Genomic DNA, 20,593 nt, shown 5'->3' with positions numbered 1-20,593 from the left:
ATATGCCTGCCTTTCCCACTTGTCCCGTGGGGAAATGTCAAAAGACGGCACCCAGCAGGTGCCGCCCTTTGAGCTTTCTCCACTTCGGGTCGATATGGCCCGAGCTCAGTAAGGACTGGAATGGTACTTTTCTTTGGCGTCCTCCACGCTGTTGAGGTCAAATACTTCATAAAGCTGCCCGACAACACGCCGTATATCCTTCTTTGAAAATCCGCAGTCCTCCATTGCCATAATGACATAACCGCGGCAGGCGTCATTGCTCCATTCGTCCGTTTCCAAGCCGGGGATCATTCCAAACGCATTTCCCATAAAATGCTCCTTGTTTGAAAAGATGGGGAGCCACGCCGGATCGGTTGGCCTATCATCAGACAGCATTACCGGGGGCTCCCCATAGGTTTTCACTTCATTTCAGACACATCGGACGGACATAGGCTTCATGCCCCATAGTATTTCAACTCTCCCCATTCTGATGGCAAGGCGTTCTCATTGCCTGCGACGGCTCACGGCTTGCAAGGCCGCTTCAACGCTCGGACTGTGACTAAACGCAAGTATCCGGGGCCTGCGCCTGTTCCGGTGGAGCCAGCCTTGCCCCACCTATGGCATGGACCTGTTCGCTCGCTCAGTTTTACAAAGACTGTACTCTCTGAAATCCGAGGTCATGGCGGGTCTGTCACACAGCGCGTTCCCCTTCGTATCCGGGTGTCTTTTTATTCAATTTTCAATCTGCATGAGGCTTGTCTGAACCTCGGGTCATTGTGACCCGAAGTGTTTTGCCTCTCATAAACCATTTCATTTTCCGGTCTAAATCGGTACGCCTTACAAAGAATTTTTCAAAATTTTTTCTAAGCGCCGCAGACCTCGCTCGATTGCGACACGAACCACTTTTTCATGGACGCCCTCTGCCCGGGCAATGTCCTGTTTGGTCATGCCGAGAATGAAATGAGCATAAATCCGTTTTGCCTGTTTGTTCGGCAGATTGGCAATCGCTGCGTGAAGTTCCTGCATGGTCACTTTCCGCTCATACAGTTCATGGGGAGATAAGGCAACAAAGACAGCTTCATGCTCCAGCCCGTCATCCCGATCAAGGGAATAGTAGGCTTTGTGGCGGTATGTACGCAGCCGGTAGGCAGCCTCTTTACGATCAAACTCTTTGAACATTTCTGCAACTTCTTCCGATACTTCCATGAAGCAATCCGATGTATAGAATGGGTAATAGTCCCGCAAATTGATAATAGCCATATTGACCTCCGTTTCGGTTGTTGGTTGACGAGTGACCGAAACGAAGGCGGCGGGGAGCGGCACCGGGGAATGGCTTCGGGCCAACATGACCCGAAGCAGCCCCATAAGAACACAAAAGCGCCCGGGCGGCATGAAGCCACACGAACGCATGAAGTTACATATTCATTTATGTACTGCCTGATTTCACATTTATAACCAGACTGTCCCGGAGGGGGAGCTACGCTTTTTTTAGCTGGTGTAGATCATGTGTACTGTGAAAAAAGGCAAAAATAGACACGGCGGCAATCCTCCTATATGCCGCCGTGGATTTACACGGTATTAGGTCGTCGTTGGTTTAAGGTAGACGAAAAGAAACGGCGGCTCTGAAAATCAAAGCCGCCGTTTCAAATGGGCGTGTCAAATTGTCTGCTCTACGACGGCTTTTTTCTTTTGCCGTCGTGCGGCAGATCATTTCAATATTCGGTTGAAGTATCGTTATTCGGTGTTAAGTTCTACTAATACAACCTCTGGACGATTATTAAATCGGAATGGAATAATACTATTTCCAAGGCCGCGGCTAACAACCATATTTGTCTTTTCGTCTGTATAAAGGCCGGAATCATATTTAGGAAACAGTCCTTGATTGGGGGCAACGAGCCCCCCAATAAAAGGTAATCGAAACTGCCCTCCGTGTGCATGACCACATAAAACCAAATCAACACCACAGCATACATAGGTTTCAAATAACTCTGGCCGATGTGATAGCAGTATAGTGTAACTGTTTTCGTCATCAATAAGGCTATTCAATTTTGTGTTGACCATGGCTGGCGCTTCATTAAACATATCGCCCTTAATCGTAAAGTCAGAATCAGAAAGCCCGATAAGGGTAATCATTTCGTTGTTATGCACTAACTGTATTGCTTCATCTTCAAGGACAGTTACGCCAGACGCTTCAAGCCCTGTTTTGAATTGATCATAATGTGAGAAGTTAGCTTCGTGGTTTCCAGTTACAAAGTAGACAGGGGCTATTTGAACAGCTTGTTTTATAAAATCAAACGCAATCTCAATGTCTGTATGTCCAGCATCGATTAAATCTCCAGTTATCACAATAATATCCGGTTCGTGTTCAGACAGCAATTCTATCAATTCTGTATTGCTTTCTCCAAATTCAGCATTATGCAAGTCGGACACTTGTGCAATCCGAAAATTAGAAAAGGCAGATGCTATGCGATCGCTGGAGATATTAACCATACTTACCATCAATGCTGAATTGCCCCATATAGTATAGATTATCAAAACCAGCAGTATAGTTGTTAATACACAAATCTTCACCAATACTCTGGTGGAAAGGATTTTTTTCATTTTTTCCTCTCTTTCATCAACTTAATTATAAAAAAATCAGCTTACAAACAGGTGAATTTCAACTTACGAATTTGTAAGACAAAAGTGGGCGGCTTCTAAAGCCACCCGCTTCAAAAGTAGAATTACTGTGCGCTGATTGTATCAACAATGGACATATTGCGTATTCTCTTGATTGGCCCATGCACAGCCAGAATTACAGAGCTTACGACAATCAACAGAATAACAGCTACCTCTGGTAATGGAGGAGTCCAAGCATCCCCCCATCTATAACTTATCAACATTCCAAACAATAGCTTGTTACAAAACAGTCCCAACACCGTACCAACTACACCGCCGATTATGGTATAGGTGAAGGCTTCTGCAACAATCATTTTACTTAGCTGTCCCATGCTAACGCCGATAGCACGGAAAGCGCCATACTGTTTCAACCGTGCAGACACACTCATGGAAATACTATTGATTATGTTAAAAATTGTAATCATTGCAATTAGGACGAGGAATCCATAGATGAACAGCCAAAAACAATAGTAAGTTCCCATGGTACTGCTGTTACCCATGCGTTCATCAGCGAAAGTAAATGAGGAATCTACCATTTGGCGGATCACATAAACATCTTCGTCTGTTGTGCCTTTCACTAACTGCACATCAATAACCGTATATTTCGACTCGCCAGTAATTTGTTCAAATGTATCCTCTGAACAAATAATTGTTCCAACACCGGCGGCACTGTAAAACGGACAGTCGGACAACATTCCCACGATTTGGATTTCTTTACTTTGTCCGTTTGTATTCAACGATACAGTATCGCCTATTTGTATTGTGTTCTGCGAATTATAAACAATTAAGCCCGTCCCTAAATCAGTTTGCACAGATTCCAGAGAACCCTCTAATAAATAGTCCTTTGCCCAATCAAATTGATACTGCTCATAAGAGATTAAATCCATCTTTTTTTCAATACCGTTTGTGACAGACGGAACCTCGTATGCAAATTTTCTTCCATACGCTAAATCCACAACAGGATTTTCCTTTAGATCATCAAGTAATGCTTTGTCAATAGCACAGGCGTTATCAGGGCTTATGATAGATAAATCTGCTGTCCAAGGTTGGAGCGGTGTTAAGGTATGCTGCATGAACTCAACTGTTACAGAGAATGAAAGGAAAAGGATAATACTGAGAGCAAATGAGCTTGTCATCAAAAACAGATTTTTCCGATTTGCTTTTGCATGATAAATTCCAAGTGCTGTATCAATCTTAAGCAGTTGTGTATTAGCAGCATTTCTTGCAGGCTCCAAGTCGTTTGCATTACCGGAAACCGCTGCCAACGGAGATACTTTTGCTGCTTTCTTTGCCGGAGAATAGGCAGCGAACAAAACCGTTACCAAGCCCACAACGATTCCTGCAAGAATACTTGGTACGCTAAATCCGAATGTAGACATCGCTTTGAAAAATTCCGGACTTAGGAAACGCAAAATCGCACATAAGACCCAAATGACAACTATACCGATGGAAATACCCACAGGGATTGCCAAACGGCACCAACTAAGCGCCTCTTTCCGTATTAAGCGCATAATCTGTTTTGGTGTTGCACCGATACAGCGCATAAGGCCGAAAAATTCGGTACGCTGGGCTACATTGCTGTTCAGGCTGCTTGCAATCATCATAATACCAGCTAACATTACCAGTACAAACAATACAGCCGCAGCCAAGTAAACCTGTAACAAAAAGGGAACGCGGCTTTGTCCAAGCAATCCAAGCAGATTGTTGTTGGAAGATATTTGTTCATTCGATAAATTGCATTGTTCTTTCAAATCTGCAATTTTCCCTTGTATATTTCTTGTGTTTGCAAATTGAGTAAAAAACATAATGCCGTAATCATTCGGCTCCCCGTCTGATACATTCGGATAAATCGCGCAGTAATCCTCTGTGTTCAAAATGATGCCGTAGGAGTCGCCACTCATGATCGAGGCGGTATTATTCATAAATCCTGATATGGTAAAATTCAGTTTATCGCCATCAGGAGTTTCTACGGCAATGGGATCACCAATCGCAACACCCATTATCTGCTTTGCATTTTCAGTCACCAACGCTTCATTACTTGTCTGTGGAAAAACACCTTCTTCAAGTTGGTCAGTCCAGATTTCAGTTATATAGCTTTCATCACAACCGCATATCGCTACATCTTTTCCACCCAAAGTGTAGCCTAAATCTCCACGATAATTGAGTACGCCATACGGTGAAAATACTTCAATATCAGGGCGTGAAGCAATAATTGCTGCTTCTTCATTGCTGATATTCTTAATGGCAATATGCCAATTCCCAGACTCCTGCTGTGCCTGCAAAATCTGGCTGCGGATGAACATATCTGCCATTCCAAAAATAGTTGTAACCAGAAATACCGCCAGCACAATGCAGAAAATAGACATTCTGCTTTGCTTCTTGTGGATTTTTGCGGATATGGGAACAAGGTCAAGATAATGCTTCATTTGTTTTTCCTCCCAAATCCGTCAAAACGCCATCTGATACCCGGAACACCCGATCAACGGATGCAGTCAAATCCTTATTGTGGGTAATCATCAGGATTGTTTGCTGATAGCGACGGGACGCCTGCGTAAGCAGGGCGATAACATCCTGACTATTCTTGCTGTCCAGATTGCCAGTAGGTTCATCTGCCAGAATCAGTTTGGGCTTTGTGATTAACGCCCGGCCAATGGCAACACGCTGCTGCTGTCCGCCGGATAGTTGGCTCGGCAGGTGATGTCGACGCTCGGTAAGTCCCAAGAGTTCCAAAATTTCTTCTACTGCTGCCGGGTCTGGTTTGCGATAGTCCAAAAGAAGCGGAAACATGATATTCTGCTCCACATTCAGCTCGGAAACCAACTGAAAGGATTGGAAGATAAAGCCGATATTACGACGGCGGAAAATCGTGCGCTGTTCCTCTTTCATGGAAAACAGGTCTTGTTCATCAATCCAAATGTGGCCGGAAGTAGGGGTATCCAAAGCTCCAATACAGTTCAGTAATGTGCTTTTGCCAGAACCGGATTCACCCACAACGGCAGCAAATTCGCCTTTATCCAGGGAGAAGGAAACCTTCTTCAACGCTTCGACTTTCGCCTCACCCTTGCCATAAGTTTTACATAAATCTTGTACTTTCAATATTTCCATAGTCATCAGTACCTCCTTTCTCAAAAGGATAGCAAAAACAGCTTACAAGCAGGTGAATTTGACCTTACAGATCCGTAAGGAAAGATAGTGTAAACAGCGTACCTTTTCCGACTTCACTTTGTACGGAGATAACACCGTTTTGACCCTCAATAATGGACTTGGCAAGGGGAAGCCCCAGCCCGATTCCTTGTGTATCAAGGGAATGTTTGCTGCGATAAAAGCGTTTAAAGATATGGTAAATATCTTCCGGGACTATGCCGTTACCATTATCAGAAATAAAAATCCGAAACATAGCAGGAGTGCGCTCCCATGTAATACGGACAATACCGCCAGCTTGCGTGTGATCCAGTGCATTTTTTACAATGTTTCCAATCGCTTCACCTGTCCATTCCATGTCACAAATAAGCTGCTGTTCACCATCGCCATCTATCTGAATCTGCTTGCTTTCGCTTTTAGCCCTGGTGGTTAGGTCATTGACTGAATGAGCTATCAGCTCGGACACACGGCAACTTTTTTTCTCAAAAATGATGTTTCCCGTATCCAGTCGGGTTATCTTCAACATGGATAAGATTAACTGCTCCATACGCTTTAGAGAAATACCCATCTTCGCCGCAAACTGTTTGACCGTTTCTGCATTTTCTGGCTCACTTTCAATGATCTCCTGATACATAGTGAGGGCTGCCAGAGGCGTTTTGAGCTGGTGAGATATATCGGATATGGTGTCTTTCAAAAACTCTTTTGCTTTACGTTCTGTTTCATTTTTGGATTGGAGCATAGTTGCAAGCTGTTCTATCGAAGAAAACACTTGGTAGATAGCCCCCTCATAATTCTGCGGTAAATGACAAGAGTAATCCCCGTTGATGTAATTTAGCAATATTCTGTCGACCTGTTGATACAATCGCTTCCTTTTCCAGAAAAAAATAAATATTCCTATGGCAAGCACAAAGAGAAAAAATAGCACAGTGCATAGCATGGCGCAGAAAGCGGAACGCTGAAATTGATTGAAATAAGGCCGCATACTGCTTTCTGACTGTTTTCCCAAACCCGCAGCCGCTAATAATGACCTACCATCGTCACTGATGTCTGTGTTCGTAAAGGCAACTGCAACCACTTCTTTCGGAACACCCTGTTCCAAAAGTGAGGATGAAACCGCTTCATCATGTTTGAGCCATAGGACTTCCGCATCGTTCACCTGATAAATAGTCAAAACGGTTGCTGTACCTACAAACAGCAGAGCAAACAAAGTCAAAAATAGCAGGAACCCTTTAATCTGTCTATCTTGGTACAAACTCATATAGACACCTCTTTCCATTGGTAGCCGAACCCACGAATGGTTATAAGGTGTTCTGGATGGGACGGATTGGTTTCCACTTTTTCACGAAGCCGCCGTACATAGACGGACAGGGTATTATCATCAACAAAATTTCCTGTATCATCCCACAGCTCATTTAGAATGATGTCCCTTGTCACAACGCGATTTGCGTTTCTTACCAGCAGACAAAGCAAACGATATTCGGCGCTTGTCAAATCCAATGCTTTTCCCTTTAAGGTTGCACGGCTACCCAACAGATCAATGGTAATGTCGCCACATTCCATAGAAGTGTTTTTTTCGCTTTTGGAAACTCCGGCCCGACGCAACAGCGCCCGGATGCGGGAACACAATTCCCCCAGTTTGAAAGGCTTGGTGATATAATCGTCCCCACCGCTATCTAATCCACGAATTATGCTGACTTCTTCATCCGATGCAGTCAGGAATATAATCGGTATCTGCTGATTTTCTTTTCTTACTCTTTCGCATACGTCAAATCCTGTTCCATCTGGCAGAGTAACATCCAAAATCAATAAATCGTATCGGTCGAGTTCGGATAAGTATTGTTTTGCTTCACATACTGTACGGGCAACTTCAACATCAAATTCATTCTTTTTCAAAGAGTAGACCAAGCCATCTATTAGACTGACATCATCCTCCAATAGCAATATTCTATTCATGTTTTAATTCCTTTCCTTGTTTTGTCCTCATATCCACAGGTTTCTCCGCGTCTTTCGGGATCAACCAGATTGTAGCCATCTTCACAGCGCCGGGAATACGGCCACCGGCGCAATAATAGTTTATCCGTCGAGGGGTCACGCCCCACTTTTCGGCAGCCTCTTTCAATGTCATATAGTCCATTTCGCACCTCCACAGGATATATTATTAGGGTTGAGCAAAACGCGCGTTTTGCAAAGCTGAGTCACAATATATAGAGCTCAAATGAGCTGGATAGTACTATTTAATGTATAGCCTTATGAGCAAATCGGAGTTTTGCTCAACCCTATATATTATAGTTCTCTGCCTCGAATAATACAAGTTAGAGCCTACACGGATACGAAATAAAATACTACTTAATGTAAAATTTCATTACATTCTCATAATCCAACCCGAAATGTAGAATGATATAGGGTGATATGAAAATGAACCAAGATGAAAGAAGGTTTGACTTCCACGGCCTCGGGGCGGCTCTCAAACGAGCCAGAGAAGAAAAGGGCTGGACACAAGCCTATGTTGCGGAATTAGTAGACCGTGACTCCCGTACCATTATGAATATTGAGAACAAAGGTCAATATCCCAGCTTCGACCTTTTTGTTAAACTCATTACTATGTTTGACGTTTCAGTTGACCAGTTTATTCATGCGGACGGAGGGGCAAGGTCAAGCTCTTGTAGAAAGCACATTGATGTACTTCTAAACTCCATGAATGAAAAAGAGCTTGTCGTAATAGAAGCCACAGCCGAGGGCATTAAGAAAGCCAGAGAAACGGAGGTTCCAGAATAAGGGCCTCTGTTTTTTTGCGCTATTTTAGGGGCTGTCGCTAAGTGGCAAGCAATGCCTCTGTGGCCACAAGTGGCACAAAGGCGGCTTGTTGGGGCTCGCCCCAAACCCGTATCTTCGGGCCAACATGGCCCGAAGTGTCAGCGTCGCTTTGCTCCTTATTTTCATAACCTTAACGCTCCTTTTCCTGCTTTCTTCCCGGCTCGGTGTAGCCCATCAGAGTGTCAATGTTCGCCTTGATCGTGACGAGCTCCTGCATATCCCGTCGTGCCTTCTGGTATTCTCCATAGAGCTGTTTTTTCTTTGCTGTGAGCTTGCGGCCTTCCTCCTTCAGCACATCCATTTTAGGGAGCTTCGCCCCGCCCAGCAGAGAGCGCATTTCCGCTTGTGCAGCCCGGTACAGTTCAAGGTCGGCCTCATGCTCCGCAAGGAATTTCCGGCTGTACTTCGTCACCTTATACTGCTCAAAGACTGGGCGGGTTTTGGCATACTGAACCGTTGCGGCCTTTAGCCCGGCATTGGTTTTCATGGCCTGTTCCGTCTGCTTGACCTGTTCGGAAATAACATGGAAACGGTCTGCCGCCTCGGTGGCTTTCTTCGCCAACTGCTCATAATCGGTCAGGTTATTGTCCTGTATATAGGCAAGAGCGGCGGCCATCTGCTTAATGTTAAATACCTTCGCCCAGCGTTCATATCCCGGCCCCTTACCGGCAGCCAGCTTTGCTTGAATATCCACCGCCAGACTGATTTTCCGCTCCGAGCGCCCGGGGCGTTTTTCTTTGCCCTCAATGGCGGACAGAACATCTTGCAAGTCGTAGCCGTCCCCCAGCGTGGAGGCACGCAGACGGGTGAAGCGTTCCTGTCCCTGCCCGGTCAGCCGGAAGCTGATACCGCCGCCTCGAACCGTCTTGACCTCATACCCGGCCCGCTTCATCAAATTGAGAAATTCGTCCAGATCAGCGGGGCGTTCCGCCAGCGCAGTATCAATAGCAAGGCGCAGTCGGTCCTGATAGGAAATCGGCCCTTTCCGGTCTTTCTGCCACTCCCCATAGTTCCGATACTTGCTCTTGCTCCGGGGCTTCGGGTTCTCCACGATGGACAGCCCGTTTTCAAGGCACAGCCTGTCAGAGAGCCGCCGAAGGGCGAAGCTGGAGCCCCAAAAATTTCGGAATTTCCGGGTGCAGTCAAGGGTGGTGGAGTTGTAATAAATGTGACAATGGATGTGCTGCTTATCGGTGTGCGTGGTAACGATAAAAGCGTGCCGCCCCTTTGTCCAGCGCATAGCCAGCTCATAGCCGATACGGTTCGCCTCCTTCGGGGTGATCTCGCCCGGATAGAAGGATTGTCGTATCTGATAGCACAGCACATTATTTTCTTTCTTCTGTTCCCGGCCCGTCATAGCGGCATAGCTGGCCTTTGCCAAAAGGAACTCGTCCGCCACGGTGGCCGGATCACATTCATAAGCGGAGATATACTTTCCGCTTTCTGTTTTCTCCGGGTCCTTGCCATAGTCCAGACAATCCCGGATAGCCTCAGCAATCGTTTCGCCTTCGCCCGCATGGCGTTGTAACAAAGTTGTGGTAGCCAAAAATCATTCCTCCTTTCCATGAGAAAGGGGCGGCCCATTCAGACCGCCCCGACTTCGGGCCAGTATGGCCCGAGGCTGCTTAACTTGCCAGAAACCGGTACAGAGCGGATTTGCCTCCGTCCAGCACCCAAAGAAGGGAGCCCGCCGCCGCTTGCAGTCCATACGGCGAAAGAAGGAAGGCAAGAAACAGAAATACAATCCCACCTATGGGCGTCGGCGTGAAAAAGAGAGCGACACCCAGCACCGCCAGGATCACAGAGGCAATCGTCAGCAGGACGGCACAAATATCAAACAGGAACACCAGCAGAGCCGCCAGAAGGGACAACGCCAAAGCAAAGGGAGCAACCAATATTTTCAGCAGTATCTTCATCTTCAAAACCTCCTTTATCTATCCTTCCTACCTCTATTTTATCATGCCTGCCCGGGGACATAAATGTTGCGAAAGATTAGTGAATCCTGTCCCAAACCTTCGGGTCATACTGGCCCGAAGTGGTAAAAAAAGAGCAGGGCGGCAAGCCCCGCAACGGAAGCCTGCCGCCCTCGTCTTACTTTGCCACCAGCTCGGAGAGCTCCCGCAACACCTTTGACACCTCGCCCCACAGCTTTTCATAGTCCCGCTTCAATCCGTCGATTTCCTCCGGGTACACGCCATAGGTATGTGCGTGTATGGCAACCTGATTGAGATTGTTAGAACAGCGCCGTTGCAGAGAGATCAGCTCTTTTACGGGCGCAAGGTCGATGTGCAGGATATACCCATTCAGAGCCATTTTCCGTACATAAGCCCCGGCGTTGGAAATGCCCGCCTCAGCCATCCGTTCATGGATGGCTGCCAGCTCGTCCGGCGTTACCATGACGTGCAGATGGACATTCCGCTTGCGGTTCTCCATCAGCGTTCCAGCTCCCGGCCTTTCCGGCGCTCTTTGGGTTCCTTTACCTTATCAAGCGGTTTTGCGTCCAGCTCCGGGGGCGTGGGTGGGATGGGCGTGTTGTTGGGTACGCCGTCGATCATGTTGCAGTTCTGCTCTGTGGAGAGCTCGGCGGTTTTCAGATAGTTGTCTTTTTCGTGCATGGCGATCCTCCTTTATCGTTCCTCATGGTTTTTATGGTTTCGCTTCTGGCCGGGTTCCTTCGGGGGTTCCTGCCCTCTGGTTCCTTCTTTGAGCCGGGCAGTAATGGATGGGCGCACCCGGTCAGGATTGCCCGGTGCTGGTTTCAGTTCATAATCCTCCATCTGCTTTTCGGTCAGCGGCTTTGCGTAGGTCAGTTCGCCCCATGCCATCAGCCTGCCATCAGCCACAGGACGCCTCCTGTCGTCATCGTAGTTGACGATGGAAAGAGGCTGGTTATCCGGCAGCTTCGGGTAAGTTCCTATGTCCACGGGCCGCTGGGTGGAATAATAGCGGTAAACGCCCTCCGGTCCCAGCTCGGTATGCTTGACCGCCGCATGGTAAAGCTGCTGATAGTCGTCCACCCGGCGGTCAAAGTCCCTCTGCGCCCACGCCTGACTGGTTCCATAGCGGCCCCAGTAGTAATCCCGATGGCCGTTTTCCCCCTCGGTAAACTGCCAGGTCACAAAGGGGCTCGGCGCTCCCGGATTATGCCCCAGCGCAAAGCCGTGTCCGGTTTCAAAGGTGGCAGCTTTCAAAATCACATATCCTTGTACTGTCTCCAAGAGATCCCTCCTTTCTGTGCCTCGGGCCAACATGACCCGAAGTGCTGGATGTTACGAAATAAGAGGGCAGACCGGGGAGGAATGTAATAAGATATTCCCACCCCGGAAACACCCTCAAAAAAGCCCGGAATGTCAAGCCTTTGGAGGCGGCAAATCGTAACAGCCGCCCGGCCTTTTCTCCCGCATTTTCCTCATGCGTTCCCGGCTTTTTCGGCGGTTCCCTTCGGCCTTGCAGGCGTCGGAGCAGTAGGCTTGACGCCCCTCGGGCAAAAACGCCTTTCCGCAGACCGCACAGGCTCGCAGCTCCGGGGAGATGCCTTCCGTTGTCAACGACGCTTGAAGCTCCGGGTTAAGAGGCAGGACAGCCTCACGGAAATAACGGCAGTACGCCCCTGTCCAGCACTTGTGCAGCATATAGCAGGCACAGTCAAGAGGAAGGCACAGGCCGCTTTCCCGGTCATAGTTGGCGCACATCCCCGTGACAAGAGAACGGATTTTCTTCTTCTCGTCACGGGTCAGCTCCCGGGCGTCCATTTAAGACTTCGGGCCACGATGGCCCGAAGGGCGGGACTCCACGATCAGCGCCCGGAACTTCTTCCGGCACTGTTTTTTCTTTCCTTTGCACTCCTTGTGATAACGGCATCCCTTACAAGGGTCGTCATTGTTCCAGCCGGGGTGCGGTACTTCCTTCATCATTCGTTCAAAAGGGCTGCTTGTAAAATTCATTCTCATTCCTCCGTATCTTCCTCCCATGGCGGGGTATCTTCGTCATCGGGTTCCTCTGAGATCTCCTCCAGCTCCCCGTCCTCATATTCGCAGTAATCATCTTCCAAATCCGGGGCTTCATGCTTCGGCTTGTAAATCTTGAAATAGTAACCAATCCCACCGCCGGCCAGCACCACCGCACCGATCAGGAGCAGAGAGAGAAGGGGGCTGTCCTTTTTCTCCGGCTCGGATTCCGGTACTTCCTCCACCGGTTCGGTGGGCTTTGGCTCTGGCTCCGGGGTCACTTCTTTGGGCGGTTCCTTACCCTGTTCGGCAAGAGGCAGAAGGTCGTCTGTGGTAACGGTATTGAGGAAATAGACGTTCTCGCTGGTTTTCTGTTTGTCGATCACCAGATAAAACACGCTCTCGTCTGCTGTGGTAATGGTGTAAAACTCTTTACCGTCCTCGTCGGTGGCGTTGTCCACCACGGTTCCCGTCCCGTCCGGGGTAAAGGGGTTCTGTGTTTCCGGCTCCGCTTCGGTTTCCGCCGGGGCGGGAGCTGTCTCCGGCTGTGGCTCGCTGCTCTGGGCGTAGGCCGGGACCGTAAAGATCAGGCAACACAAAAGGCTGGCAGCCATCGCCGCCAGCCTGCGGTATTTAGTTTTCTTCATGGGCTGTGTCCTCCTTTTCGGGTGCCTCCGGCTTCGGGTCAGTATGGCCCGAAGCGGTAAGGCTGTTTTTGGGGTCATTCAGAAATGCCATCAGCTGGGCGGGCGTCAGTTTAAGGGAGCGCACCGCCTGCACGATCTGGCTGTTTTCTTCCTCCTGTTTCTGCTTTTCCAGCTCCCGGATTTTGGCCTGCCACTCGGCAGCCTTCTCCCGGGCTTTTTCCAGTTCCTTATCGAGCTTGTCGATCTTGTTCATGCAAGGACTCCTTTCCTTTGGCTCACAAACGCCCGAAGGCATAGAAATGTGTCTGCCAGTAGCTTGAATTGATGTTTGCGTATTGGATGGGCGAACCACAATGGAGCATCATCCCGTCGCCCACATAAATCCCCACATGGGACACAGGGCCGGGGCTGTCATAGGTTCCCGTGAAAAAGATAATGTCGCCGGGCTTTGCCTCGGAGGGGAAAATGATAGCGCACTGGTTATAAATGCCCTGCGCCGTGGTACGGGGCAGGTTGTGGACGCCGCTGGCCGTGTACACCCAGCAGACAAAGCCCGAACAGTCAAAGGAGGTGGACGGGCTGGAGCCGCCCCACACATAGGGCCAGCCGATGTACTTTGTGGCTTCTTCCATGAGCGCCGCAAAAGCCGGGTCATCCAGCGCCTCGCCGGGTATCTCATAGCTGGGGCCGGTATCTTCGCCGCCGTTGTAAATCCCTTCCCACAGATAGGGTTTGTTGCCTTTGAGCTGCTGCATAACGGTGTAGATTTCCCGCTGCTGTTCGTTAAGCCTCGGCAGGATCACGGCGGGCAGCGTCTTGTTTGTGAGGGTCACATTGAGAATGTAATACTCATAGGGGACTTCCTCGGTGGTGGTTTCCCCGGTCTCCGGGTCGGTGCTGGTTTCGGTGCGGTAGCGTATCTCGACTTCCTCCGTCAAGGTCAGCTCATACTGTGCCTCGAAAATCTCCCGCAGTTCGTCCTGCACCTGTTCCCGGAAATAGACATGGTACTTTGCAGAGAAATAGGATGCCAGCTCATAGGGGTTATGGCCGATCTCGTCCACGGAATAGCGGTACTCGTCATAGCCGGGATGGGTGCTTTCAATGTTCGCCACCGTCTGCGCCAGCTCGTTTTCCAACGCTGTATAGTCCTCGTCCACCCCCAGCAGGTCCGTATCCTCCGAGGCGTAGGAGGTGCCGGATAACGCATTGGCAAGGCCGCTGCCAAGCGTGGGGAAAATGGAACTTACCGCCGACACAAGAAAACAGAGCAGCAACAGCAGGAGCAGGACCAGCACCGCCACGGGATGACGGGTCACAAACTGCGCTGCCCGCCGGGTCGCAGTTCCCGAAGCGGCAGCGGTTTTCTTTGCGGCCTTTGCGCCCTGTTTTGCAGCCGCTTTTGCCTCTTTGGAATACCGGCGTTTCAGTTTCCATTTCTGCTGCACACGGGAAAGCGGATTGCTGGCAAGTTCCGGGTGCTCGGAGGCCATCTTCTGAAAATCCACATTGGCCCGGGCTTTTATGTCCTTCCGTTCCCACTTTGCCACCTTCCGGGCTGGGTGTTCCCGCCAGCGGCGTTTGGCATAGCGGGTCAGTTTCCGGGCTCCGGCCTCTGCGGCCAGCTCGGATTTATGGGCTCCTTCCACACCCACATTTTCATGCTCAACCTCGTGTATCTTGTTGTGGACATAGAACCACGCTTCTGTACGGGCTCCCCGGACTGCCTTTTTTGCAAGCCCCGGCGGCTTCTTCGCTGCCCGTTTTGCCTCGGTCTTGTCCAGTTTCTCCCGGGCCTTTCCCAGCTTTTCCCCGGTGTGTTCCGCTTTTGCCTGTGCTTTCTGGTACTTGCCCTTTTTGCTCCCGACCTTCTCGGCGGAGCCCTCCGGCTCCTGTGCCTTGCCGGTATCCTGCGGCCCGTCCGCTTCATCCTCCTGCCTCATGCGGTCAGAGGGACGGCTTTTCCGGCTGTCCTCTTGAAACTTACCGCTTTTGGACTTCAGACCATCATGGCCCGAAGGGCTGTCCTGTCCGGTATCCTCGTCCTCAAACCGCAGACGCCGGGATGGTGCGTGGGAAGGTCCTTCCCGTTCAGCCGGTCCGGGGCGATTGCCCCCGGTATCCTCCGTCGGCCCCGGCCTCTGAAAATTCCGTTTGTCCGGTTTCTTTCCGATGACGTATCCCTCCTTTCCAAACCTCGGGCCAACATGGCCCGAAGTGTGTTATGCCCGGTTCATTTCCTGTTTTTTGTCCTCCGGGCGGGTGGTCATAATGGCGTACAGCTCGGTATTCTGCGGGAAGCGGTCAACAAACGGGATGGTGGTATTCCCGAAGAACAGCAACCCTTCGCCGGAATTGGTATGGGTCACATAGGAAAGCTGGTGGGGGCTGATCCCAAGCTGTTTGGCTAAAATCTGCCGGTCCCCCTGTGCCTGCGAGAGCAACACAAGGAAGTCCGAGTTTTCAAAGATGTTCTCAATCTCTGGGCTTGCCAGAAAATCCTTTACGTTCTGCGTTAAAGCACTCGGAACGCACCCTTTTTTTCGCAGCATTTTCCAGATCGCCACACAATAGCTTGCCGTCAGCCGGTCGCGGAGCAGCACATGGAACTCGTCGAAGTAGCACCATGTAGCGATACCACGCAGGAAATTCATGGACACCTGCGAGTTTACCAAGTCCTGCATAATGAGCATGGCAATCGTCCGAAGCCCGGCCCCCAGCTTTTTTAAGTCAAGGCATACCAAACGGCGGTTCAAGTCCACATTGGTTTCATGGTTGAACACGTTAAGAGAACCCGACACATAAATTTCAAGGGCAGTTGCCAGCCGTACCGCCTCGCCCTCCGGCTGGGAACAGAGCAGGTCATACAGGGTTTGGAGGGTCGGCATTTTGCTTGTTTCCGGGTCCTGCAAGTGTTCCCGGTACATCTGGCGTACACAGCGGTCAATGACGGTACGCTCCACCGGCTGCAAGCCGTCCTTGCCGCCAACGATCAGCTCCATCAGCGACAGAATAAAGTCGGCTTTCAGCGCCATCGGGTTTTCCTCGTCGAAGCTCAAATCAATGTCCATCGGGTTGATGTGGTGGGGGCTGTCCGGGGCGATCTCGATGACCTGTCCGCCCAGCCGCTTGATAAGGGGCGAATATTCGCCCATCGGATCAACCACAATGATCCGGTCACGGGTGGCAAGGAACACGTTCACAAGCTCCCGCTTTGCGGCAAAGGATTTGCCGGAGCCCGGCACGCCGAGGAACAGGCCGTTGGGATTTTTGAGCTTCTTCCGGTTTGCCATGATGACGTTATGGGAAAGTGCGTTGAGCCCGTAATAGACGGCTTCGCCATCCATGCGGAGCTCCTGCGTCATAAAGGGAACGAAAATGGCCGTGGAGCTTGTCGTCATGCCGCGCTTGATCTCAATGCCGTTATGGCCCAGCGGAAGGCTGGAAAGAAAACCATCCTCCTGCTGGAAGTCCAGCCGCTTCAAGGTGCAGTTGTATTTCTGGACGATACCGGACACCGTGAACAGGTCATTGTCCAGCTCCCGGCGGGTCGGGGCCATGTTTACCACAAGGAAGGTCAGCAGGAACATTCTTTCATTCCGGCTCTGTAAATCTTCCAGAAGGGTCTTTGCGTCGTTGCTGTATGTTACGAGGTCGGGCGGAAGTATGTCCATGTCGTACCCTGACCGGGCTGCCTTCTTTTGTTCCTCCACCTTCATCTTGTCAATGTCGGAGACTTTGGCCTTGATGGATTTTACGGCGGCGGCCTGATCGACGGTTTGGATATGGAGGGTGATGGTCATTTCCGCATCCATTTCCAAAAGCTCCGCCAGCAGCTTGTCCGAGAGCTCCGAGGCCAAAATCTGCAAGTAGGAGGCGGCGCCCCAAGTCGTCCCCACCCGGAACAGACGGCTGAAACGGAAGTCGAAGCTGTCCGGGGCGATAAAGTCTTTGGTGGAAAGCCCGGTTTTGGGGATCATATCCCATGAAAACCGGAAGGGGGATCCGCTGCCGGGGTGGAGCTGCCCGTGAAGAAGCTCCAGCCGTTCCAGCCCCGAAAGGGAGCGGCACTTGACGCCCAGCTTTTTGAAGTTCCCGCAAATGTCCGCCTCTACACGTTCCAGCCTTGCCCTGGCGGTGGGAAGGTCGTCCACGTTCACGCCGAAGGTCAGGAGCTTTGTGCGGACAATGCCGTTGTTGCTTTTGGCGATCTGGTTTTCCAGCATTTCCACATACTCACACCGGACGCTGTTGTAATCATCGTCCTGCATGGGGATGTTCACGCTGTACCGGCTGCCCGGGCGGCTCCGGTGGTTGAGGAAGGAAAGCTGGAACGGAAGGCTGCTGTCAAAGTAGTTAAGGCAGGCGCTCCACCCGTCAAAGATGGCCGCCTGATCTTCGGACTGTGCGAGCTGGTAGTTGATGTCCTCGTATTCAATGGTTTTGGTGTAATAGCGGTCCGCTACCCGGCACACCCCGTCCCGGTACATTTCCCGGTAAGGGAGGGTCTGCTGGGCGGTGGTGGGAATGTTCTTTCCTTTCGTGAACAGGCCGGTAAGGCCCTGCTTTTCAGGCTTTCTGCCTGCGGGCTTTCCGGCCCTTCTGCTGTTTCGCAATCGGCTGCGCCTCCTTTCTGGCGCTAAGCAGCGCATAGAAGTTTTCGGTTTTGTAAGGCCGCACACGGGGATAGAGGAACCGGGTGCGGATGATGTTTTTCAGCACTTTTTCCAGCGGCAGACCGTCTCGTTCATACATAGCCAGAAAGAAGAACGGGAGCATGAGGCCGATCATCAGGAACATGGCGGCACTGTTCCCGATACTGCCACGGGAAAACAGGTAAGCCGGGAGGCCCACCGCCGCCGCGCTGGAAAAACAAACAAGCTGGCGCTTCGTTAGGTTGAAGGCCAGCTTTGTCTTGATTTTGGAAAGGTCTTTTGGTACTGGCACATAGGCCATTTTGTTACACCTCCTTTATTGCTTCGGGCCAGTATGGCCCGAGGTTATCTTGCGGCCTCTTTGGCCGGGGTTGTACTGCGGGCGGCTTCGGCGGCCTTGCGTCCGCTCTGCCTTGCCCGCCAGTATTCGGGATTATACTGCCGGATGGACTGATTGAGGTTTTCTTCAAACTGCGCTTTGTCCTTAATGCGGTCGGGGATGTTCCACAGCTTTTTGTCCAGCAGCTCCCGAAGCACTACGCTTTCCTGCGCGTCCTCCTCATAGCAGATATAGCCCTTGTCCTTGAAGCCGCATTTTTTGGCCGCCGGGGAGAGGACGGCGGCTACCTCGTTTGCCACCATCGTTCCGCCGTGGCTGGCGGTAGATACCAGAAACACCCCCGGACAGAGAACTTCACAGCTCTGCACCTCGCCCCACGGGGAGCTTTTCGGCGCATGGAACATTCCGCCCGTCCGGTTCCGGTCCGCCTGCATGAGAGCCGCCTTTTCCAAGATGGCCTTCAGCTCCGGGGAAAAGTAGGCGTATTCCCGCAGGACACGGGCGGCGTCCCCGCCGCAGGCGTTCATCAACAGGGTATAGGCATCGCTGTCCGCTTTGGTACAGCGGCCCAGCAGTTTTCCGTCGTAATAGCAGGCTGCGTCATAGCCCGTCCGTTTGCGTGGCATGGTTTCCGCCTCCTTTCTGCTTCGGGCCAGCATGGCCCGAGGTCAACGCTCTGCGCTGCGGCTGGGCTTTTCCTTCGGAGGCCGTTCTGCCTTTGCCTGTTCGGCAGCCGCTTTTCCGGCTTTGAGCTGGTCGCTGATGGACGCACGCCCCACAGAGCCGCGCTCCGCCATCTGTTCCAGCTTTGCCTCATAGGCTTGCAGAACAGCGGTGTTGAGCTGTTCCCGGAACTCCTTTGTGACAGGGTAGGCCATATCCCGGTAGCCGCCTTTGCCGTCCGGCTGGCTGGGCATCCCAAGAAAGAGGCCCTTGCTGCCCTGTACGATTTTCAGATTTTCCACCACAAAGCAGTCATTGAATTTCACGCTGGCAAAGCCCATCAGATTTTTCACAGGTTCGATGACCCGCACGCTTACATCCAGCTTCAACGGTGCGGCCGGGGTGGTGTTTGCAACCTTTTCCTGCATGGTTTCCTCCTTTCCGGCGGGAACAAGGTTCCCGTCCTTGTAGTCATAGCCTTCCGCCCGGAGTGCCGCCAGCGTGTCCGCCGATACGCACCCGGACAGTTTCAGATCGGTTTCCACCATAAAGCGCATGGTGTCTGCTTTAGAAAATTCTTCGGGGAGCTTTCCATAGAAAGCCGGGTTCGGCTGTCCGTCCGCACCCTGTTTGTAACGCCGAGGCATACCGCCTCCTTTCCGCTTCGGGTCAGCATGGCCCGAAGTCTCTTAATGGCAGCCGAAGATGGATTTTGCAAGACTGCCTGTTTTGAATAAGGTAAAACACAGCAGCACCGTATATCCCACGCAGCCCCAGATCGCCCCGATGGGGTCGCCGTCGGTGGCGATACTCTGGATCAGCACCGCATAGATGGCGACACAGACTAAGATCAATAGACCTTGAAAGCCCACCGCAAAGAGGGAGCGGAAATAGTTCTGCCCCATGTGTCCGGTTTCCCTGTTGGGGACGGTGGCAAACGGGATAGGCGCTAAACTTGTGAGTAAATAAATTTCAATCATACGGCCATATACGATAACGAAGATCACGATGTTTAAGGCAATCATGGTAAGCTGGATCAGGAAGGACTGGAGCCAGAGTCCGAACAGAGGACCTAACTCCATCGCTTCAAGCTCTGTCCGCAGACTGTCCAGCACATCCGGCGTGATCTCTGTCCCGTTCTGGATAATGCCCGCTGACTGCTGTATCACATGCTGGCTCACATCAAAGACCGCCAGCACGATATTGAAGGTATTCGTCAGGATCATCACAGCCACAAAGGTTTTGAACACCCACTTAAAAAACATCCATGTGTCAACTTCATGGAGGTTGTTGCGTTCTATGAGCATCTGTATCAGTTCATAGGTCATAACAAAAGTGAGGATGACCCCGGCGATTGGCAGAATGGCAGTTTCGGAGATCTGTCGTATCATGGAAAAGACCCCGGCGTTCCAGTCCGCCGGGGTCGTGCCTACCTGTGTGGCGATCTCGCCAACGCTCTGATTGACGTTATCGAAAAGGCCGTCCAGATTTCCCATGATACCATCGACGAGCAGACCTTTCAGCCATTCAACGATTGCGTCGATGATAAAGTCCATACATCAGCTCCTTTTCTGGAAAAGGGACAACGGGTGACACTTAGCTGAACAGGCCGGACAGCAGAGGGATAAGCTGAAGGCCGATCAGAACGACACCGCCGCCAGCCATGAGCTGTTTTATCCCCAATTAGGTGTAAAACTCTGCTCGATGGCGAGCGGCGGCGTACAAAAAATCTATATGGTGTTTTTAAGA

At 50.9% G+C, this 20,593-nt stretch carries 24 protein-coding genes and 1 pseudogene; 1 reads left to right on the top strand and 24 read right to left on the bottom strand.

Annotated features, from left to right (window positions below; all coding sequences use genetic code 11):
• Nucleotides 1-105 precede the first annotated feature (105 nt).
• From EUBREC_RS12280 to EUBREC_RS12245, 8 genes are all read right to left on the bottom strand, one after another.
• Complete coding sequence (locus EUBREC_RS12280) at nt 106-309, bottom strand: hypothetical protein (protein ID WP_118709570.1); 204 nt, start codon at nt 307-309, stop codon at nt 106-108.
• Nucleotides 310-816: 507 nt separating this feature from the next.
• On the bottom strand, nt 817-1,239 hold the full coding sequence (locus EUBREC_RS12275; protein ID WP_172622356.1) for an RNA polymerase sigma factor: 423 nt from the start codon (nt 1,237-1,239) through the stop codon (nt 817-819).
• Between the two features lie 474 nt (nt 1,240-1,713).
• Nucleotides 1,714-2,580, bottom strand: coding sequence for a metallophosphoesterase (locus EUBREC_RS12270; protein ID WP_012741662.1), 867 nt, complete (start codon nt 2,578-2,580; stop codon nt 1,714-1,716).
• 122 nt (nt 2,581-2,702) lie between these two features.
• A complete protein-coding gene (locus EUBREC_RS12265) occupies nt 2,703-5,063 on the bottom strand; it encodes an ABC transporter permease (RefSeq protein WP_012741664.1) in 2,361 nt (786 codons plus the stop codon).
• Nucleotides 5,047-5,742 (bottom strand): ABC transporter ATP-binding protein, encoded by a 696-nt coding sequence (locus tag EUBREC_RS12260; RefSeq protein ID WP_041254460.1) that lies wholly within the window; start codon nt 5,740-5,742, stop codon nt 5,047-5,049. Before EUBREC_RS12260 ends, EUBREC_RS12265 begins: the two co-directional genes overlap by 17 nt.
• A 64-nt stretch (nt 5,743-5,806) precedes the next feature.
• The gene (locus EUBREC_RS12255) at nt 5,807-7,036 is read right to left on the bottom strand and encodes a sensor histidine kinase (RefSeq protein WP_041253889.1); all 1,230 of its coding nucleotides are present in this window, start codon (nt 7,034-7,036) and stop codon (nt 5,807-5,809) included.
• Nucleotides 7,033-7,731: a response regulator transcription factor gene (locus EUBREC_RS12250; protein WP_012741667.1), complete on the bottom strand. Its 699-nt coding sequence runs from the start codon at nt 7,729-7,731 to the stop codon at nt 7,033-7,035. The genes EUBREC_RS12255 and EUBREC_RS12250 overlap by 4 nt, the downstream gene beginning before the upstream one ends.
• Nucleotides 7,724-7,912 (bottom strand): helix-turn-helix domain-containing protein, encoded by a 189-nt coding sequence (locus EUBREC_RS12245; protein ID WP_012741668.1) that lies wholly within the window; start codon nt 7,910-7,912, stop codon nt 7,724-7,726. The genes EUBREC_RS12250 and EUBREC_RS12245 overlap by 8 nt, the downstream gene beginning before the upstream one ends.
• Before the next feature lie 281 nt (nt 7,913-8,193).
• On the opposite strand from EUBREC_RS12245, the gene EUBREC_RS12240 reads away from it, so the two are divergent.
• Nucleotides 8,194-8,553, top strand: a complete 360-nt coding sequence (locus tag EUBREC_RS12240) for a helix-turn-helix transcriptional regulator (protein WP_036626676.1) — start codon at nt 8,194-8,196, stop codon at nt 8,551-8,553.
• Between the two features lie 169 nt (nt 8,554-8,722).
• Here the strand turns inward: EUBREC_RS12240 and EUBREC_RS12235 are convergent, their stop codons facing one another.
• The 16 genes and pseudogenes from EUBREC_RS12235 to EUBREC_RS17075 form a co-directional block, all read right to left on the bottom strand.
• Complete coding sequence (locus EUBREC_RS12235; RefSeq protein ID WP_012741670.1) at nt 8,723-10,138, bottom strand: relaxase/mobilization nuclease domain-containing protein; 1,416 nt, start codon at nt 10,136-10,138, stop codon at nt 8,723-8,725.
• Nucleotides 10,139-10,217: 79 nt separating this feature from the next.
• Complete coding sequence (locus EUBREC_RS12230) at nt 10,218-10,508, bottom strand: CD1845 family protein (protein WP_041253892.1); 291 nt, start codon at nt 10,506-10,508, stop codon at nt 10,218-10,220.
• Between the two features lie 175 nt (nt 10,509-10,683).
• The gene (locus EUBREC_RS12225; protein ID WP_012741672.1) at nt 10,684-11,025 is read right to left on the bottom strand and encodes a plasmid mobilization protein; all 342 of its coding nucleotides are present in this window, start codon (nt 11,023-11,025) and stop codon (nt 10,684-10,686) included.
• The gene (locus EUBREC_RS12220) at nt 11,025-11,207 is read right to left on the bottom strand and encodes a DUF4316 domain-containing protein (RefSeq protein ID WP_003500078.1); all 183 of its coding nucleotides are present in this window, start codon (nt 11,205-11,207) and stop codon (nt 11,025-11,027) included. The genes EUBREC_RS12225 and EUBREC_RS12220 overlap by 1 nt, the downstream gene beginning before the upstream one ends.
• Nucleotides 11,208-11,219: 12 nt before the next feature.
• Nucleotides 11,220-11,810: a defense against restriction DarA-related protein gene (locus tag EUBREC_RS12215; RefSeq protein ID WP_306718519.1), complete on the bottom strand. Its 591-nt coding sequence runs from the start codon at nt 11,808-11,810 to the stop codon at nt 11,220-11,222.
• A 132-nt stretch (nt 11,811-11,942) separates the two neighbouring features.
• Nucleotides 11,943-12,344 carry a cysteine-rich VLP protein gene (locus tag EUBREC_RS12210; protein ID WP_012741674.1) on the bottom strand — a complete coding sequence of 134 codons (402 nt, stop codon included), beginning with the start codon at nt 12,342-12,344 and terminating at the stop codon, nt 11,943-11,945.
• Entirely contained in the window at nt 12,345-12,563 is a 219-nt protein-coding gene (locus EUBREC_RS12205) for a hypothetical protein (RefSeq protein WP_330367705.1), read from the bottom strand. It lies immediately after the preceding gene.
• Nucleotides 12,539-13,186 carry a DUF4366 domain-containing protein gene (locus EUBREC_RS12200; protein ID WP_012741676.1) on the bottom strand — a complete coding sequence of 216 codons (648 nt, stop codon included), beginning with the start codon at nt 13,184-13,186 and terminating at the stop codon, nt 12,539-12,541. Before EUBREC_RS12200 ends, EUBREC_RS12205 begins: the two co-directional genes overlap by 25 nt.
• Complete coding sequence (locus tag EUBREC_RS12195) at nt 13,173-13,439, bottom strand: DUF4315 family protein (RefSeq protein WP_005927622.1); 267 nt, start codon at nt 13,437-13,439, stop codon at nt 13,173-13,175. The genes EUBREC_RS12200 and EUBREC_RS12195 overlap by 14 nt, the downstream gene beginning before the upstream one ends.
• A gap of 22 nt (nt 13,440-13,461) precedes the next feature.
• The gene (locus EUBREC_RS12190; RefSeq protein ID WP_012741677.1) at nt 13,462-15,129 is read right to left on the bottom strand and encodes a C40 family peptidase; all 1,668 of its coding nucleotides are present in this window, start codon (nt 15,127-15,129) and stop codon (nt 13,462-13,464) included.
• Nucleotides 15,130-15,408: 279 nt separating this feature from the next.
• Complete coding sequence (locus EUBREC_RS12185; protein ID WP_370866625.1) at nt 15,409-17,838, bottom strand: VirB4-like conjugal transfer ATPase, CD1110 family; 2,430 nt, start codon at nt 17,836-17,838, stop codon at nt 15,409-15,411.
• Entirely contained in the window at nt 17,756-18,142 is a 387-nt protein-coding gene (locus tag EUBREC_RS12180; RefSeq protein ID WP_003500106.1) for a PrgI family protein, read from the bottom strand. The genes EUBREC_RS12185 and EUBREC_RS12180 overlap by 83 nt, the downstream gene beginning before the upstream one ends.
• Before the next feature lie 44 nt (nt 18,143-18,186).
• The gene (locus EUBREC_RS12175; protein WP_012743496.1) at nt 18,187-18,840 is read right to left on the bottom strand and encodes a DUF7007 domain-containing protein; all 654 of its coding nucleotides are present in this window, start codon (nt 18,838-18,840) and stop codon (nt 18,187-18,189) included.
• A gap of 9 nt (nt 18,841-18,849) precedes the next feature.
• The gene (locus EUBREC_RS12170; protein WP_012741680.1) at nt 18,850-19,491 is read right to left on the bottom strand and encodes a septation protein SpoVG family protein; all 642 of its coding nucleotides are present in this window, start codon (nt 19,489-19,491) and stop codon (nt 18,850-18,852) included.
• 42 nt (nt 19,492-19,533) lie between these two features.
• Complete coding sequence (locus EUBREC_RS12165) at nt 19,534-20,400, bottom strand: VirB6/TrbL-like conjugal transfer protein, CD1112 family (RefSeq protein ID WP_005927637.1); 867 nt, start codon at nt 20,398-20,400, stop codon at nt 19,534-19,536.
• 40 nt (nt 20,401-20,440) lie between these two features.
• Nucleotides 20,441-20,524: pseudogene (locus EUBREC_RS17075) on the bottom strand (Maff2 family mobile element protein); the annotation flags it as partial.
• Between the last annotated feature and the right edge of the window lie 69 nt (nt 20,525-20,593).

The organism is Agathobacter rectalis ATCC 33656 (genome assembly GCF_000020605.1).
GTDB classification, from domain to species: Bacteria; Bacillota; Clostridia; order Lachnospirales; family Lachnospiraceae; genus Roseburia; species Roseburia rectalis.
Note: the sequence above shows the minus strand (reverse complement) of the source record. Positions and strands in the feature narration are given on the sequence as shown.

What these genes read in the sequence shown, in the direction of transcription:
- EUBREC_RS12185 (WP_370866625.1), bottom strand. Translation starts at nt 17,838, where the DNA reads ATGCGCTGCTTAGCGCCAGAAAGGAGGCGCAGCCGATTGCGAAACAGC.
- EUBREC_RS12265 (WP_012741664.1), bottom strand. Translation starts at nt 5,063, where the DNA reads ATGAAGCATTATCTTGACCTTGTTCCCATATCCGCAAAAATCCACAAG.
- EUBREC_RS12250 (WP_012741667.1), bottom strand. Translation starts at nt 7,731, where the DNA reads ATGAATAGAATATTGCTATTGGAGGATGATGTCAGTCTAATAGATGGC.
- EUBREC_RS12230 (WP_041253892.1), bottom strand. Translation starts at nt 10,508, where the DNA reads ATGAAGATACTGCTGAAAATATTGGTTGCTCCCTTTGCTTTGGCGTTG.
- EUBREC_RS12205 (WP_330367705.1), bottom strand. Translation starts at nt 12,563, where the DNA reads ATGGGAGGAAGATACGGAGGAATGAGAATGAATTTTACAAGCAGCCCT.
- EUBREC_RS12170 (WP_012741680.1), bottom strand. Translation starts at nt 19,491, where the DNA reads ATGCCTCGGCGTTACAAACAGGGTGCGGACGGACAGCCGAACCCGGCT.
- EUBREC_RS12255 (WP_041253889.1), bottom strand. Translation starts at nt 7,036, where the DNA reads ATGAGTTTGTACCAAGATAGACAGATTAAAGGGTTCCTGCTATTTTTG.
- EUBREC_RS12275 (WP_172622356.1), bottom strand. Translation starts at nt 1,239, where the DNA reads ATGGCTATTATCAATTTGCGGGACTATTACCCATTCTATACATCGGAT.
- EUBREC_RS12200 (WP_012741676.1), bottom strand. Translation starts at nt 13,186, where the DNA reads ATGAAGAAAACTAAATACCGCAGGCTGGCGGCGATGGCTGCCAGCCTT.
- EUBREC_RS12280 (WP_118709570.1), bottom strand. Translation starts at nt 309, where the DNA reads ATGGGAAATGCGTTTGGAATGATCCCCGGCTTGGAAACGGACGAATGG.
- EUBREC_RS12245 (WP_012741668.1), bottom strand. Translation starts at nt 7,912, where the DNA reads ATGGACTATATGACATTGAAAGAGGCTGCCGAAAAGTGGGGCGTGACC.
- EUBREC_RS12270 (WP_012741662.1), bottom strand. Translation starts at nt 2,580, where the DNA reads ATGAAAAAAATCCTTTCCACCAGAGTATTGGTGAAGATTTGTGTATTA.
- EUBREC_RS12175 (WP_012743496.1), bottom strand. Translation starts at nt 18,840, where the DNA reads ATGCTGGCCCGAAGCAGAAAGGAGGCGGAAACCATGCCACGCAAACGG.
- EUBREC_RS12190 (WP_012741677.1), bottom strand. Translation starts at nt 15,129, where the DNA reads ATGAGGCAGGAGGATGAAGCGGACGGGCCGCAGGATACCGGCAAGGCA.
- EUBREC_RS12225 (WP_012741672.1), bottom strand. Translation starts at nt 11,025, where the DNA reads ATGGAGAACCGCAAGCGGAATGTCCATCTGCACGTCATGGTAACGCCG.
- EUBREC_RS12210 (WP_012741674.1), bottom strand. Translation starts at nt 12,344, where the DNA reads ATGGACGCCCGGGAGCTGACCCGTGACGAGAAGAAGAAAATCCGTTCT.
- EUBREC_RS12220 (WP_003500078.1), bottom strand. Translation starts at nt 11,207, where the DNA reads ATGCACGAAAAAGACAACTATCTGAAAACCGCCGAGCTCTCCACAGAG.
- EUBREC_RS12195 (WP_005927622.1), bottom strand. Translation starts at nt 13,439, where the DNA reads ATGAACAAGATCGACAAGCTCGATAAGGAACTGGAAAAAGCCCGGGAG.
- EUBREC_RS12180 (WP_003500106.1), bottom strand. Translation starts at nt 18,142, where the DNA reads ATGGCCTATGTGCCAGTACCAAAAGACCTTTCCAAAATCAAGACAAAG.
- EUBREC_RS12165 (WP_005927637.1), bottom strand. Translation starts at nt 20,400, where the DNA reads ATGGACTTTATCATCGACGCAATCGTTGAATGGCTGAAAGGTCTGCTC.
- EUBREC_RS12260 (WP_041254460.1), bottom strand. Translation starts at nt 5,742, where the DNA reads ATGGAAATATTGAAAGTACAAGATTTATGTAAAACTTATGGCAAGGGT.
- EUBREC_RS12240 (WP_036626676.1), top strand. Translation starts at nt 8,194, where the DNA reads ATGAACCAAGATGAAAGAAGGTTTGACTTCCACGGCCTCGGGGCGGCT.